The sequence below is a fragment of the Klebsiella sp. CN_Kp088 genome (genome assembly GCF_040064335.1).
GTDB classification, from domain to species: Bacteria; Pseudomonadota; Gammaproteobacteria; order Enterobacterales; family Enterobacteriaceae; genus Klebsiella; species Klebsiella aerogenes.
Genome location: NZ_JBEAIQ010000028.1, coordinates 95394 through 108684, shown reverse-complemented (window position 1 = coordinate 108684; position 13291 = coordinate 95394). Strand labels below are relative to the sequence as shown.

The window sequence follows — 13291 nt, the reverse complement described above, 5'->3', positions numbered from 1 at the left end:
TTGTTACCAATAGGCAGCGGTGAAACTAGCTAATGAATACTTAACAGCCTTATAAGTAAAATTTATAAATAGCCCGGAAACCAATATGGCAAGACGCAACCTCAACGATTTACTCTCTTTCGTCACCGTGGCGCGGGAAGGCAGCTTCACGCGTGCCGCCGCGCAGCTTGGCGTGACCCAGCCTGCGCTGAGCCAGGCGATTTCCGGGCTGGAAGAGCGAATGCAAATCCGCCTGCTGACGCGGACCACCCGCAGTGTGTCCCCGACGGCGGCCGGGGAACGCCTGTTGCAATCAGTGGGCCATCGTATTGATGAGATAGAGGCTGAGCTGGACATGCTGACTGAACTGCGGGACAAGCCTGCGGGAATCGTCCGCATTACCTGCGGACCGAACGTGCTGAAAACGACCCTGCTGCCCAAGCTGGCGCCGCTGCTCCGCGAATATCCGGATATTCATATTGAGTTCGATGCTAATCACGGATTCCGGGATATCGTGGCGGATCGGTTTGATGCGGGCGTGCGGCTTGGCGATACGATTGATAAAGATATGATAGCGATGCCAATCGGCCCGAAACTGCGCATGGCAGCAGCCGCCTCGCCAGATTATTTCGCACGATACCCGGTGCCGAAAACGCCTCATGATCTGACGCAGCATCAGTGTATTAATATGCGCATGGTCCGCTCCGGCGGGATTTATGTCTGGGAATTCGATCACGAGGGAGGAGAGTTGAAGGTCCGGGTTAATGGACAGTTGACGTTTAACACGTCGGATCATGTTGTCGACGCCGCCCTGGCAGGGTTAGGCATCGCCTTTTTACCTGAAGAGGAATTCGGCTCACACATCAGAGAAGGTCGTCTCGTACGCGTGCTTGAGTCCTGGTGTCATCCTTTTCCGGGCTACTATCTTTATTATCCCAGCCGCAAACAGCCTTCCCCAGCCTTCTCACTCGTTGTTGATGCGCTGCGCATGAACGGGAAACTTTAGGTTTAAGATTTTTTCGCTGTATCAGGATGGACTTATCAAATGACCAGAACAGAGAGGCTTCTCGAGTTACTACAGATATTAAGAGCGCAAAGATATCCCATCACGGCATCCACGCTCTCAGAAAGATTAGGGATAAGCGTACGTTCACTTTACAGGGATATAAAAACGCTACAGCATCAAGGGGTGCGCATTGAAGGTGGGGCCGGAATGGGTTATATCGTTAAGTCTGACTTTCATTTACCACCCTTAAATTTTTCTCATGAAGAAATCAATGCTATTACCCTTGGGCTAAATTGGGTATCTCATAACACAGATGATGATTTCAAAAACACAGCAAGGAATGCGCTTGCTAAAATACACGCCGTCATTCCCGACGAATTAAAAAGCCTTATCGAAAGCCAATCTTATTTAATCGGTCCTTCAGAAAGTAATGAGGTCTTTTTCAAAGACATTCGCGATGCTATTAAAAAGCAAAAGAGAGTCCAAATAAAATATTGTGACAAGAAAGGCACTGACTCTTCTCGTGTTATATGGCCCATCGGATTGGCATATATGCAGTCATGTTGGCTTTTGGTCACATGGTGTGAGATGAGAAATGATTTTCGTCACTTTAGAACTGATCAAATTGCAGAGATGACACAACTGGACTCTATCTACAGGGAAAGCCGAACGGCTTTATTGAAAAAATGGAGAATAAAAGAAAGGATCGACGAGGAAAAAGAGTACTGACAAAAACTGTCACAGCTATTTTGTATACTCCCCCAGATGCAAGACTCAATTCTACGCCATAGGGGGAAGGATGAATTTCCAGAATAAAGTTGCTGTCATCACAGGAAGCACGACAGGGATAGGTGAGGCAGTCGCAGAGCAATTACACCAATATGGTGCTAAGGTCGTTATTGTCTCCCGCTCGCCAGAGCAGGCCATCCAAAAAGCGAAACAATTATCTTCACAGGGGCAACAGGCGCTGGGGATCGGATGCGATGTGTCGCAACCTGAACAAGTACAGAAAATGATTGCTGAAGTGATCAAACATTTCGGCAGACTTGATTATGCTGTAAATAATGCGGGCATAACAGGTGAGCATGGTAAAAATATAACAGAACAGACAGTTGAAAACTGGGACAAAGTTATTGCCACTTCATTGAGCGGCGTTTTTTACTGCCTAAAATACGAAATACCTGCAATGATGAAGTTTGGCGGCTCTATCGTTAATTTATCTGCAGTCAATGGTCTGGTTGGCATTCCAGGATTAGCGCCCTACACCGTGGCTAAACACGGTATCATCGGTTTAACCCAAACCGCTGCATTAGAGTTTGCAACGCAAGGCATTCGAATCAATGCCGTTGCTCCGGGCTACGTCCAAACGCCACGAATGAGTGAATTCCCTGACAATATCGTACGTAGTTTCGCCAATAGCCACCCAATGAAGAGGATGGCAAAAATGCAAGAAATAGCAGACTTCATACTGTTTTTGCTATCAGAAAATGCGGCGTTCTGTACCGGCGGCGTTTATCCCATCGATGGTGGTTATTTAGCTGAGTGAAACTCCCCCCAGTGCTTTTAAACTGCAAGAGTTTCATAAGGCTTTAACGTCGGCTATGTCGAGGTGTGAACCTCATACAGTTCGACGTTAACCCTGGGGAACCGCTCATTCCCGTTCTTCTATCCAGCTCACAAGCTCCGCAAACTGAGCTTCTGAAAATACCGCGATGCCATGCTCACTGAGCAGTGACGCCGCCACTCCCATACCCGATTTACGCTGATTACTGAAAGAACCATTATAGATAAACTGACTGCCGCACGTAGGACTACCATCAGTTAACAATGCGGCGGTACAACCTGCTTCTTGTGCTGCTCGCAGAGCCAGCCAGGCTGCCAGTTGATAATGCGGCGTAACATCCCTTCCCGTATTTTCAATTATTCTGGCTTGTCCACTCATTACGTCTCTCCCATCAGCCGACACGATCTCGGCAGGTGGTCGCGGAACAGGTAGCCCGGCAGCCAGCTCAGGACAGTGGATTACCAGGCGCTGCTCCCGCTGCCAGCGAGCAAGTTGATGGGTCATCTGCGCTTTCTCTTTTCCGTTATAACGGACTTTAAGGCCCATCAGGCAGGCACTGACCAATATTTTATTTATCATTTCTTTGTTGGCCCCCGGAGACCGTTCACCCGCGCTTTCCGCGGCACACGAAAACTTAGCCCTGCCCGGCAGGCAGCAGTGATTCCACCAGCGCCGTCCACAGCGCCACGCCCGGCGCCAGTAGATCGTCGTTAAAATCGTAGCTGGCATTGTGTAGCGGCCTGGAGGGCGTCTCGCCGTCTGTGCCTATCCAGAAATAGGCGCCGGGACACACTTCCAGCATGCAGGCAAAATCCTCCGACGCCATGGAAGGATTGATCTGCCAGCGCACCGCGGCTTCGCCGAGCTCGGCCTGCGCCACCTCGCGCACCTTCAGCGCCTGTTGCGCATCATTTTTGGTCACCGGATAGCCCGGATACCACGAAATCTGACCGTCAACGTCGGAAACCTGCGGCTGCGTATGCACGTACTGCTCAATCAGGTTTTTTACCCGCTCGCGCACCGTATTGCTCAGGCAGCGAAAAGTCCCGCGCAGCACCACGCGGTCCGGCAGCACGTTGATCGCCTCACCGCCGTTTATCTGGGTAATGCTGACCACTGCGGAATCCTGCGGCGACAGGCGGCGCGACGGAATCGTCTGCAGCGCCATAATCAGCTGGGCGGCGGCGACGATAGGGTCGACGCCGCTCTCCGGCATCGCCGCATGGCAGCTTTTACCGGTGAGCGTTATCTCGAAGGCATCAAGCGAGGCCATCATTGCCCCGGGATTCACCGCCACATGCCCCAGCGGCAAGCCTGGCCAGTTGTGCAACGCGTAAATGGCGTCCATCGGGAAGCGCTCGAACAACCCCTCTTCCACCATTTTGCGCGCGCCGCCGAGGTTCTCCTCCGCGGGCTGAAAGACAAAATGCACGGTGCCGCCAAAGTTGCGGGTCTGGGCAAGGTGCGCGGCGGCAGCCAACAGCATGGCGGTGTGGCCGTCATGACCGCAGGCATGCATCACGCCAGCACGACGCGAACGATATTCCACCGTCCCCTGTTCAGCGATCGGTAGCGCATCCATATCGGCGCGCAGGCCAATCACCGGCCCCGGGCCGTTCTCAAGCGTCGCGACGACCCCGGTACCTGCCAGCCCGACATGTACCTGCAGGCCGAACGAAGCCAGTAGCCCGGCAACCCGACGCGAGGTCTCCTGCTCCTGGTACCCGAGCTCCGGATGAGCATGAAAATCGCGACGCCAGCCGATAGCTTCGGCAATCAGTGAAGACGATACCGCCATGTCCTGTTCCTTCCATTACTGAATGAGTGGTCCCCGTCCTGCTGCTTCCAGGCGGCACCCTTCGTTATATCCTTTCGCCCCCGCGGCTGACAACTTCAGCGATGATGATTTTTGTCTATTCACCAGCGGATCGTTTTATCGATATCAAAAATAGTAGCTATTCCAGCGGTGACTTCCGTCAGCTGATTAATTATCATGCAGACTGGTCGGCGTCTTGCCGGATTATCCACCTGCAACCTTCCGTTATCGGGAATACAATGTTTAACCCAGACCAGAATCGCCTGGCCCCCACGCTGGCGATGATCATGGCCGCTTCACTTGTGGGATTTATCACCGGCTATACGGTGCCATTAATCAGCCTTGAGCTGGCGCAGCAGCAAGTTGCTCCGCTTTATGTCGGCCTGCTGGCCGCGCTGCCGCCCGCTGGAATGATGCACTCTTCTTTTCTTTCTCCCGCGCTGTGCCGTCGTTTTGAAATGGGCGCGTTGCTCAGCGTTAGCCTGATCCTGCTGGCGTTGGCGACCATCGCCTCCTGCATGACCACCGACATGACGCTGTTGCTGGTGCCGCGTCTGCTGACCGGACTCGCCTCCGGCGTCATTATCGTATTGGGGGAAAGCTGGATAACCGGCGGCGCGGCGGGCAGTAATCGCGCTACTCTCACCGGCATCTATGCCTCGGCCTTTACCGGCTGCCAGCTCGCCGGCCCGCTGCTTATCTCCGTCGGCCCCGCCTGGCAACACGCGGCGCTGATGGCCATTGTCGCCATTACCGCCGTTTGCCTGCTAATGCTGCGTCATCTGCCGCGCGGCAGTCGCGAAAGCCTTGCCGAGCGCGCCAGCTGGCGCAGCCTGGGGGCGTTTCTACCGGTGCTGGCCTCTGGGGTATTCTGCTTTGCCTTCTTCGACGCCAGTATTCTCGCGCTACTGCCGCTGTACGGCATCGATAAAGGTTTAAATGAAACGATGGCGGTACTGCTGGTCACCGTCGTCCTCACCGGCGACGCTATGTTCCAGGCGCCGCTGGGCTGGGTTGCCGACCGCTTCGGCATCCGTCGCGTGCATCTTATCTGCGCGGTTGTCTTTAGTCTGTCGCTACTGGCGCTGCCGTTTATGCTCGCCTCGCGAGTACAGCTGATGGCTATCTGCCTGCTGCTCGGCGCCGCGGCGGGCGCGCTTTACACCCTGTCGCTGGTGCGGGCGGGGAAAACCTTTAGCGGGCAAAAGCTCATCATGATTAACGCCCTGTTTGGCTTTTTCTGGTCCGCCGGTAGCGTGGCCGGGCCGATTGTCAGCGGCATGCTGATTGGCGTCTCCGGCTATGACGGCTTGATCATCACCCTGTTCGCCAGCGGCGTGCTGTTCCTGCTAATCCAGTGTCTTAGCAAGAATGAAAAAACGCTGCTCGCCAATGAGCAGGAAGAAGACATGGAAGAGGCTACCGAGACCGCGCAATAGCGGAGGTTGTTGATAACGGGCAGGCGGGGATCCACCTGCCCGTTTTGCTTTTGGCTACAGCACCTTACTGAGGAAGGCAGCGGTGCGCGGATTGGTCGGCGCGCTAAAGATCTGCGCCGGTTTGCCCTCTTCCTGAATCACCCCCTGATCGATGAAAATCACCCGGTCGGCCACTTCGCGGGCAAAGCCCATTTCGTGGGTCACGATCACCATCGTCATCCCTTCGCTGGCGAGATTTTTCATCACTTCCAGCACATCCCCTACCAGTTCCGGATCCAGCGCTGACGTGGGCTCATCAAACAGCATGATCGATGGCTTCATTGCCAGCGCACGGGCAATCGCTACCCGCTGCTGCTGACCGCCGGAGAGGCTGGAAGGCCAGGCGTCACGCTTATCGCTGAGTCCCACCTTCGCCAGCAAGGCCTCCGCCAGGTCGACCGCCTGTTGGCGCGGCATGTTGCGCAAATTCATCGGCGCCATCAGCAGGTTTTCCAGCACCGTCATATGCGGGAACAGGTTAAAGCGCTGGAACACCATGCCAACGCTTTCACGCATCTTGTTGAGGTCGGTCGTCCGGTCATGGGCGGCAAAGCCGTTGACCACCACTTCGCCTTCGCTCACGGTTTCCAGCGCATTCATACAGCGCAAAAAGGTGCTTTTGCCGGAGCCGGAGGGCCCGATAATGCACACCACTTCCTGCGGTTTAATATCGCAACTGATGCCGCGCAGCACGTGGCTATCGCCAAAACGCTTATGTAAATTATTAATGTGAATCACTTTTGCCAAACCTCTTTTCCAGACGGTTAACCAGCTGCGCCAGCAGGAAGGTAATCACCCAATAGACCAGCGAGATCGTCAGGTAGGGCTCCCAGTAGGTGGCGTACGCGCCGGAGACGGTTCGCGCCGCGTAGGCCAGATCGGCAAGCCCGATCGCCGAGGCCAGCGATGAGTCTTTAACAATAGCGATAGCGTTGTTGCCAAGCGGCGGCAGAATGCGGCGAAATGCCTGCGGCAGGATCACTTTACGCATGGTTTTCCACCACGGCATACCCAGCGCGCGCGAAGCTTCCATCTGCCCTTTATCGATAGACTGGATCCCGGCGCGGAAAATCTCCGACACGTAGGCCCCGGCGTTAAGGGTAATCGCCACGATACAGGAGAGGAACGCGCCGTAGTTAGAACGCAGTTCGCGGGCAAAATCGGCGCTCATCATCCCGCTGGTGACCAGCAGGCCGTCGCGCGGGTTAATAAACAGCGGCACCAGCGCAAAGTGGACCACCATGATCTGCACAAACAGCGGCGTACCGCGGAAGGCGCTGACGTAGAAGCGCACCGGAAACTGCACCAGATAACGCAGAATATATTTCCATGGCCCGTGCTCGGCCTTCGCCATCCGCCCCAGCCCAAGCGTTAACCCCCACAGCGTCCCGAGGATCACGCAGATAATGGTACATTTAATCGTCATCAAGGCGCCGTCCATAAACAGCGGGCCATACTCCTCGATGATCTCCCAACGGAATCCCGTCATAGTCTTTCCCTAAAAAATACGGCCATCGCCTGAGCGACAGCCGCGGTCACTGAAAATTCGTGTTATTGCGCAGGCAGCGTCGGTACGTTGTCATCGAACCAGGTTTTATAGATTTTGGCGTAGGTGCCGTCGGCAACAATTTTCTGCAAACCGGCGTTGATTTTGCCCAGCAGTTCACTGTTACCTTTAGCGACGGCGATGCCGAAATACTGGCGCTCAAATTTAGCGTCAGGCACCAGCTTGAACTGCTTTTCCGGGTGCTGCTTGATGTAGTATTTAACCACCCCGACGTCGCCTACCGCGGCGCTGACGCCATCCTCAAACAGCTCCTGCAGCATCAGCGGCGTATTGTCGAAGCGCTTAATAGAGGTGCTGTTTTTACCCAGCTCCTGCGAAACCACAATATCGCCAGTGCTGGAGTTCACCACGCCGACTTTTTCGTTTTTTAACGCCGCCAGCGAGTTCACTTTTGAACCTTGCGGCACCACAATCGACTGCTCGGCCGGGAAGTACGGCGCGGAGAAATCCACCATCTGTTTGCGTTTATCGGTGATGGTAATACCCGAGATGATAATGTCGCGATCGCCGGTACCCAGAGTGGCGAAAATGCCCTCCCAGGGGGTATTGACCAGCTTCACGTCAAAACCTTCGGCCCTGGCGATCGCTTTGATGATATCGATATCAAAGCCTTCCAGCTGCTTTTGGCTATTTTCGAATTCAAAGGGACGGTAGGTGCCGCCGGAGCCGACGGTATAGGTTTCCGCAGCCGCCTGTCCGGCTGCCGCCAGCGCGGCCATCATGAAACACGCTTTGAGCAAATTCTTGACCATGAGATATCCTTTTTATGCATTTATTTTGCATAAAAAATACACACACTTAGCATAGCATGCAACCGGAAAGCATCGGGATAGCGAATTATCGTTTGTTCAACCGCGTTGACCACCTGATTTGCCAATGGCTCGATGCAATTCATTGATTCGCTTCATTGATTTGACCGTCTTTTGCGGCGTAGTCGAGGCAACGGACAGCACGATCATTTCAAGGCAAATCAGCACCGTACCGTGCAGCGGCACTCGCCCGTTATCGCCGCCGCGCGGAACATCAATCACCACCTGTGCCAGTTGACTGAAGCGCGAATCCAGCGCCTGGGTGAGTAATATCGTCGGGATCCCCAGCCGCTGCGCCTCGCGCAACGTGGTCATGCCCTCCCGATGCGGTGATTTTTGCCCCATCATAATCAGCACGTCGCCGCGCTGCAGGCTAATCAACTGCTCAGCAAGACTGAAGCCGGTACGGTTGAGGGTACAGGCAGGTAAGCCAATACGATTAAACAGACGCGCGGTGTACTCGGCGAGGATCCCCGACGCCCCGATGCCAAATATCGCCACCTGACGCGCATCGCCCAGCAGCGCCACCGCCTGGGCTACCGCCGCGCGATTGTCCGCACGCGATAGCACCTCACAGGCGCGTTGATGCCCATCGAGCACAAAATCGATGCTGGAATTGACATCACAGGAGAGTGCCCCCACCGTCGAGCGCATCTTTTCCGACGAGGTCGCTGACGGCCCGAACCAGCGCGCCATGGTCTCTTTTAATTCGCGTAGCCCGGCAAAACCCAATGCCTGAATTGCCCTCACCACGGTGGCATCGGAGGTGTGAGTAGCGGTGGCGATCTCCATCGCCGTGCGTTCCAGTACCACCTCGCGATTATCATTGATGTAGTTTGCCACTTCGCGTAAACGGGGCGAAAGTTGATGCGCGCGGGCGCGAAAACGCTCGCCAAACAGATCGACTCTCCCCTTCTCTTTTTTCACTCCCGCTTTCATTTCGCCCCCGCCGGAATCGGCCGACCGGCGATGTGCGACTGCACCTGAGCAACCATCAGCGTCAATGCGGCATACGAATTAGAAATAACCTCTTCGCGCGGCAGCAAAATATAGCGGCCGGTGCGGCAGGCGCGCATAAAATCACACCAGCCGGGCATTACCGCCTCCATGGCCTTTAGCTCATCCTGCGGCTTACCGCCGGTGTCCGAACGCCAGGTCGCGAAGACAAAATCGGCATCCAGTTCCGGTAGCTGCTCGGCGCTGACGTCGATCCGCTGGCCATCGGGGATCTTGTCGATCAACGGCGGGAAGCGGAACCCGGCGTCACGCAGAACTCGCCCCAGCGCGTGATAGGAGTAGTGTACCGTCACCTTGCCGTTATTCGCCTGAATCACCGACACGCGGTACTGCTGCGGGTCGACCGTGGCCTTTAGCTGTTTAATTTGTTCCTGATAACGACGTTCAAGCACCGCCAGCCGCGCCTGGCTGCCGGTGAGCTGCGCCAGTTTGCGGTAAATCCGCGGCGCGCTGCCCTGCAGGTGATCGATACTGACCGTCGGCGCGATTTTCGCCAGTTGCTCCACCGAGACATGGCGGCTGGGCTCGGTAATAATCAGATCCGGCTTCGCCGCAGCCACGGCTTCAAGGTCGATATCGGCGGTGCCAATAAAGCGGATCTCGCTATTGTCGAAATCGACGCCGGTTAACTGGGCGCTGGAGCGCAGGTAGTGGCTACCGTCCGGGCGCGTGCGGCCATGGCTGGCCACCGGCGGTACCCCAAGCTCAATTAGCGGGATGGTAATATCGAGATCGTGCATCGAAACGATACGCTGCGGATGCAGCGGTACGCTCACCGTACGACCTAAATCGTCGGTGAAGGTTTGCGAATCGGCAGCCGCGGCAGCGCCCGCGCACAGCACCAGCAGAGAAACGAACCAACGCATAACAATCCTTTTTGATTTACAGGGCGTCACGGCGACGCCAAAGCAGAGCAATAAAAAATGGGCACCCTACCAGCGCAATGACAATCCCCGCCGGGATCTGCAGCGGCGCAAACGCCAGCCGCCCCAGCGTATCGGTTGCCAGCACCAGCAACGCGCCAATCAGCGCGCTGCCGCAGAGTAGCGCCACCTGACCGCCGCGCAGGACGAAGCGCGCCATATGCGGCGCCATCAGACCGACAAAACCCAGACTGCCAACGCAGGAAACGCTGGCAGAGGTCAGCAGCACGGGGGCAAAGAAGCGTAGCAGCGTGAGCTGCGGCAAACGTACGCCAAGACCGATGGCAGTACGATCGCCCAGCAGCGCCACATCCGCCGCGCGGGCGGTGCAAAACAGAATCAATGCGCCAGGCAGCGCCCAGCAAAACGCCACCGCCAGCAGCGGCCAGGTCGCCGCGTGCAGGCTGCCGGAGAGCCAGATCATCGCCGTCTGTACATCGCGTACGTCGGCGGTGGTCATAAAAATGCCAACCGCCGCCGCCAGCGTCCATGACACGCCGATGCCAATCAGAATAAAGCGCGGACGTGAACAATCGCGCGCCAGCGCCAGCACCAACAGCGCCACCAATACGCCGCCGAGCATTCCCGCCAGCGGCCGCCACGCCAGCCCTATGGCCGGGAAGAACAGAATTAGCGCCAGTACCACAATGCAGGCTCCCTCTTTGACGCCAATAAGGCCGGGGTCCGCCAGGCCGTTACGGGTAATGCTCTGCATCGCCGCCCCCGCCAGGCCAAGCATGGCGCCGCACAGCAGCGCCATCAAAATTCGCGGCAGGCGAATGTCAAACAGGATAAAGCGTTGCTGCTCGCCAATCTGCTCCGGCGCCAGCAGCGCACGCGCCCATGTCGAAGACGGCAGCGGGAAGCTGCCGCGGCTGAGGCTGTAGAGCCCCAGCGTCAGCAAAATGAACAGGATGAAGGCGGCAATTTTTAATGCCGCCGGACGTAACAATAGGCGGGTTGAACCCATCGCCAGAGGCCGAAATCCGGCGCGATGAACGGCGCGTTTCATTTAAAAAACCTCGCGGCAATAAAGATAAACAGCGGCGCGCCCACCAGCGCGGTCATCGCGCCGGTCGCCAGTTCCAGCGGGGCGACGATCGTACGGGCGGCGATATCCGCCAGCACCAGCACCAGCGCCCCTACCGGCGCCGCCAGCGGTAACGCCAGACGAATATCTTGCGTTATCAGACGGCGCACCACGTGTGGCACCACCAGCCCGACGAACCCTATTGGTCCGGCGACCGCCACCGCCGCGCCGCACAGCAACGCAATAGCGGCCAGCCCCAGCAGCCGGGTCTGCACCAGATTCACCCCCAGCCCCATCGCCACTTTATCGCCCAGCGCCAGCACGTTCAGACGTGGCGCGAGGCGCAGCGCCAGTCCCATGCCAGAAAGCACCGGCACCAGCGCCGCCTGTAGGGTAGCCCAGTTCAACCCGGCCAGATCGCCGGCAAGCCAGGTGCGCATCGCCAGCAGCGTTTGTTCGTCAAGAATTAATATCGCCGCCGTCACCGCCGAGGCAAACGCCGAGATCGCCACGCCGCATAGCGTAATGCGCAGCGGCGTCGCCCCGCCGCGCCCGGCAGAGGCCAGCGCCATTACCCCGCCGAAAAGTAGCGCCGCGCCACAGGCGGCGGTTAGCGGGCGAGCTGCCGGAAAATCGCCGACAGAGAGGCCCAGCGCCGAGGTCGCGACCACCGCCAACGAGGCCCCGGCGTTGAGCCCAAGGATATGCGGCTCGCCAAGCGGGTTGCGGATCACCGTCTGCAGCAGCACCCCGGCAACGCCAAGCGCCGCGCCGGTCAACAGCGCCGCTGCCAGCCGAACCAGACGTAAATCAACAATAATACGGTGACCGAAGTTCCGCGGGTCGTACTCGATCAGCGCCTGCAGGACCGTCTGCGGCGCGATCCATCGGGCGCCTAAACCAAGATGAATCAGCGAACCGGCGATTAGCATCAGGGTTAATAGCAGCATGGCCAACCGCGGACGAGTACGACGCCGCGTGGCGTACAGCACGGCGGCGCTCATCGGGCAACGGCCTGGGGTGCGCGAAACGGCATAAAGAAAGGTTTGCCGGTTTGCGGATTGATTGACATCTGCACATCAACATCAAAGACGTTTTTAATCAGTTCGGGGCTGCAGATTTCCTGTTCTGAAATGGTCCCGGCTATCCGCCCCTTTTTGAGAAATACCAGCAGGTCGGCATAGTTCACCGCAAAGTTCAGGTCGTGAAGCACCGTCACTACCGTGCGGCCATGTTCGCGGGTCAGGCTTTGCAGAAGTTCAAGAATTTCGACCTGATAGCGCAGGTCGAGCCAGGTGGTCGGCTCATCCAGTAATATGGTTTTCGTCTGCTGGGCCAGCGCCATCGCTATCCAGCAGCGCTGACGCTGGCCGCCGGAAAGGCTATCCACCGCCAAATGGGCGAATTCGGCGGTGCCGGTTAATAGCAGCGCCTCTTCCACCGCCTGTTCATCGGCTTCAGACCACTGGCGCATCAACCCCTGCCACGGGTAGCGCCCGCGCGATACCAGTTCGAATACCGTGAGCCCTTCCGGCGTCAGCGGCGATTGCGGCAGGATCCCCAGCTGGCGGGAGACCGTTTTGGTCGGCATGTCGTGGATGGCCTTTCCGTCCAGACGCACGCAGCCGCCGAGCGGCTTTAGCATCCGGGCGATGGTCGATAACAGCGTTGATTTGCCAGAGCCGTTAGCCCCGGCAAGCACCGTCATTTTACCGCTGGGGATCGTCAGGTTAATGTCATCGACGATAAGCGTCTGGCCATATCCGGCCGACAGGGATTCCAGGACGATCCCCTTTTCTGCAGGGTTTACCCGCTGTGGCATAACTCGCTCCTGCGCCGCAGCGTTCCGGCATCAGCCCTCGACGTTCTGCAGTCAAATCAAAATAAATCTCATTCTCTTTTGATCATGAAGGGGATGAATGTAGTAGTCAATACTGTGCTTCATGTTGCTTCCTTCACGTTGACCATCTCGCGAAGCGACAAAATGAATTTTATGAATAGCATTTATAATCAATAAAATAAGAGCATCTTACCGCCTACGACAGGCTGCGAAATCGCGCTTTTCTTCTGCGATGATTTTTTATCTTACATAACATTTACTA

Annotated in this window: 13 protein-coding genes and 1 pseudogene; 4 read left to right on the top strand and 10 right to left on the bottom strand. The window is 56.8% G+C overall.

The annotated features are described in order from the left end of the window. The first annotated feature begins 85 nt into the window (after positions 1–85). The 3 genes from ABLV08_RS18040 (at position 86) to ABLV08_RS18030 (ending at position 2531) form a co-directional block, all read left to right on the top strand. Positions 86–985: a LysR family transcriptional regulator gene (locus ABLV08_RS18040; RefSeq protein ID WP_015366976.1), complete on the top strand. Its 900-nt coding sequence runs from the start codon at positions 86–88 to the stop codon at positions 983–985. A gap of 39 nt (positions 986–1024) precedes the next feature. Further along, positions 1025–1714, top strand: a complete 690-nt coding sequence (locus ABLV08_RS18035) for a YafY family protein (protein ID WP_348856108.1) — start codon at positions 1025–1027, stop codon at positions 1712–1714. 70 nt (positions 1715–1784) lie between these two features. Further along, positions 1785–2531: an SDR family NAD(P)-dependent oxidoreductase gene (locus ABLV08_RS18030; protein ID WP_348856107.1), complete on the top strand. Its 747-nt coding sequence runs from the start codon at positions 1785–1787 to the stop codon at positions 2529–2531. 105 nt (positions 2532–2636) lie between these two features. Here the strand turns inward: ABLV08_RS18030 and ABLV08_RS18025 are convergent, their stop codons facing one another. Both ABLV08_RS18025 and ABLV08_RS18020 read right to left on the bottom strand, forming a co-directional pair. Next, positions 2637–3128: a DUF523 domain-containing protein gene (locus ABLV08_RS18025; protein WP_020079058.1), complete on the bottom strand. Its 492-nt coding sequence runs from the start codon at positions 3126–3128 to the stop codon at positions 2637–2639. Positions 3129–3183: 55 nt separating this feature from the next. Beyond that, positions 3184–4347 (bottom strand): M20 aminoacylase family protein, encoded by a 1164-nt coding sequence (locus ABLV08_RS18020; RefSeq protein ID WP_348856106.1) that lies wholly within the window; start codon positions 4345–4347, stop codon positions 3184–3186. A 257-nt stretch (positions 4348–4604) separates the two neighbouring features. Here ABLV08_RS18020 and ABLV08_RS18015 point away from each other — a divergent pair, with 257 nt between their 5' ends. Next, positions 4605–5804 (top strand): MFS transporter, encoded by a 1200-nt coding sequence (locus ABLV08_RS18015; RefSeq protein ID WP_348856104.1) that lies wholly within the window; start codon positions 4605–4607, stop codon positions 5802–5804. A gap of 54 nt (positions 5805–5858) precedes the next feature. On the opposite strand, the gene ABLV08_RS18010 is transcribed toward ABLV08_RS18015, so the two are convergent. From ABLV08_RS18010 to ABLV08_RS17975, 8 genes and pseudogenes are all read right to left on the bottom strand, one after another. Then, positions 5859–6581 (bottom strand): amino acid ABC transporter ATP-binding protein, encoded by a 723-nt coding sequence (locus ABLV08_RS18010; protein ID WP_058649269.1) that lies wholly within the window; start codon positions 6579–6581, stop codon positions 5859–5861. After that, complete coding sequence (locus tag ABLV08_RS18005; protein WP_100279863.1) at positions 6568–7332, bottom strand: amino acid ABC transporter permease; 765 nt, start codon at positions 7330–7332, stop codon at positions 6568–6570. The genes ABLV08_RS18010 and ABLV08_RS18005 overlap by 14 nt, the downstream gene beginning before the upstream one ends. A gap of 62 nt (positions 7333–7394) precedes the next feature. Beyond that, positions 7395–8162 (bottom strand): basic amino acid ABC transporter substrate-binding protein, encoded by a 768-nt coding sequence (locus ABLV08_RS18000; RefSeq protein WP_015366984.1) that lies wholly within the window; start codon positions 8160–8162, stop codon positions 7395–7397. 96 nt (positions 8163–8258) lie between these two features. Then, entirely contained in the window at positions 8259–9158 is a 900-nt protein-coding gene (locus ABLV08_RS17995) for a MurR/RpiR family transcriptional regulator (RefSeq protein ID WP_015705156.1), read from the bottom strand. After that, positions 9155–10107, bottom strand: a pseudogene (locus ABLV08_RS17990) (iron-siderophore ABC transporter substrate-binding protein). The gene ABLV08_RS17995 and the pseudogene ABLV08_RS17990 overlap by 4 nt, the downstream one beginning before the upstream one ends. A gap of 11 nt (positions 10108–10118) precedes the next feature. Continuing rightward, the gene (locus ABLV08_RS17985; RefSeq protein WP_020079065.1) at positions 10119–11171 is read right to left on the bottom strand and encodes an iron ABC transporter permease; all 1053 of its coding nucleotides are present in this window, start codon (positions 11169–11171) and stop codon (positions 10119–10121) included. Then, the gene (locus tag ABLV08_RS17980; RefSeq protein ID WP_348856103.1) at positions 11168–12193 is read right to left on the bottom strand and encodes an iron ABC transporter permease; all 1026 of its coding nucleotides are present in this window, start codon (positions 12191–12193) and stop codon (positions 11168–11170) included. The genes ABLV08_RS17985 and ABLV08_RS17980 overlap by 4 nt, the downstream gene beginning before the upstream one ends. After that, positions 12190–13011 carry an ABC transporter ATP-binding protein gene (locus ABLV08_RS17975; protein WP_020079067.1) on the bottom strand — a complete coding sequence of 274 codons (822 nt, stop codon included), beginning with the start codon at positions 13009–13011 and terminating at the stop codon, positions 12190–12192. Before ABLV08_RS17975 ends, ABLV08_RS17980 begins: the two co-directional genes overlap by 4 nt. Between the last annotated feature and the right edge of the window lie 280 nt (positions 13012–13291).

Bases quoted from the DNA above. Each gene is read 5' to 3' on its own strand.
- ABLV08_RS18040 (WP_015366976.1), top strand. From the start codon at position 86: ATGGCAAGACGCAACCTCAACGATTTACTCTCTTTCGTCACCGTGGCG.
- ABLV08_RS18035 (WP_348856108.1), top strand. From the start codon at position 1,025: ATGACCAGAACAGAGAGGCTTCTCGAGTTACTACAGATATTAAGAGCG.
- ABLV08_RS18030 (WP_348856107.1), top strand. From the start codon at position 1,785: ATGAATTTCCAGAATAAAGTTGCTGTCATCACAGGAAGCACGACAGGG.
- ABLV08_RS18025 (WP_020079058.1), bottom strand. From the start codon at position 3,128: ATGATAAATAAAATATTGGTCAGTGCCTGCCTGATGGGCCTTAAAGTC.
- ABLV08_RS18020 (WP_348856106.1), bottom strand. From the start codon at position 4,347: ATGGCGGTATCGTCTTCACTGATTGCCGAAGCTATCGGCTGGCGTCGC.
- ABLV08_RS18015 (WP_348856104.1), top strand. From the start codon at position 4,605: ATGTTTAACCCAGACCAGAATCGCCTGGCCCCCACGCTGGCGATGATC.
- ABLV08_RS18005 (WP_100279863.1), bottom strand. From the start codon at position 7,332: ATGACGGGATTCCGTTGGGAGATCATCGAGGAGTATGGCCCGCTGTTT.
- ABLV08_RS18000 (WP_015366984.1), bottom strand. From the start codon at position 8,162: ATGGTCAAGAATTTGCTCAAAGCGTGTTTCATGATGGCCGCGCTGGCG.
- ABLV08_RS17995 (WP_015705156.1), bottom strand. From the start codon at position 9,158: ATGAAAGCGGGAGTGAAAAAAGAGAAGGGGAGAGTCGATCTGTTTGGC.
- ABLV08_RS17985 (WP_020079065.1), bottom strand. From the start codon at position 11,171: ATGAAACGCGCCGTTCATCGCGCCGGATTTCGGCCTCTGGCGATGGGT.
- ABLV08_RS17980 (WP_348856103.1), bottom strand. From the start codon at position 12,193: ATGAGCGCCGCCGTGCTGTACGCCACGCGGCGTCGTACTCGTCCGCGG.
- ABLV08_RS17975 (WP_020079067.1), bottom strand. From the start codon at position 13,011: ATGCCACAGCGGGTAAACCCTGCAGAAAAGGGGATCGTCCTGGAATCC.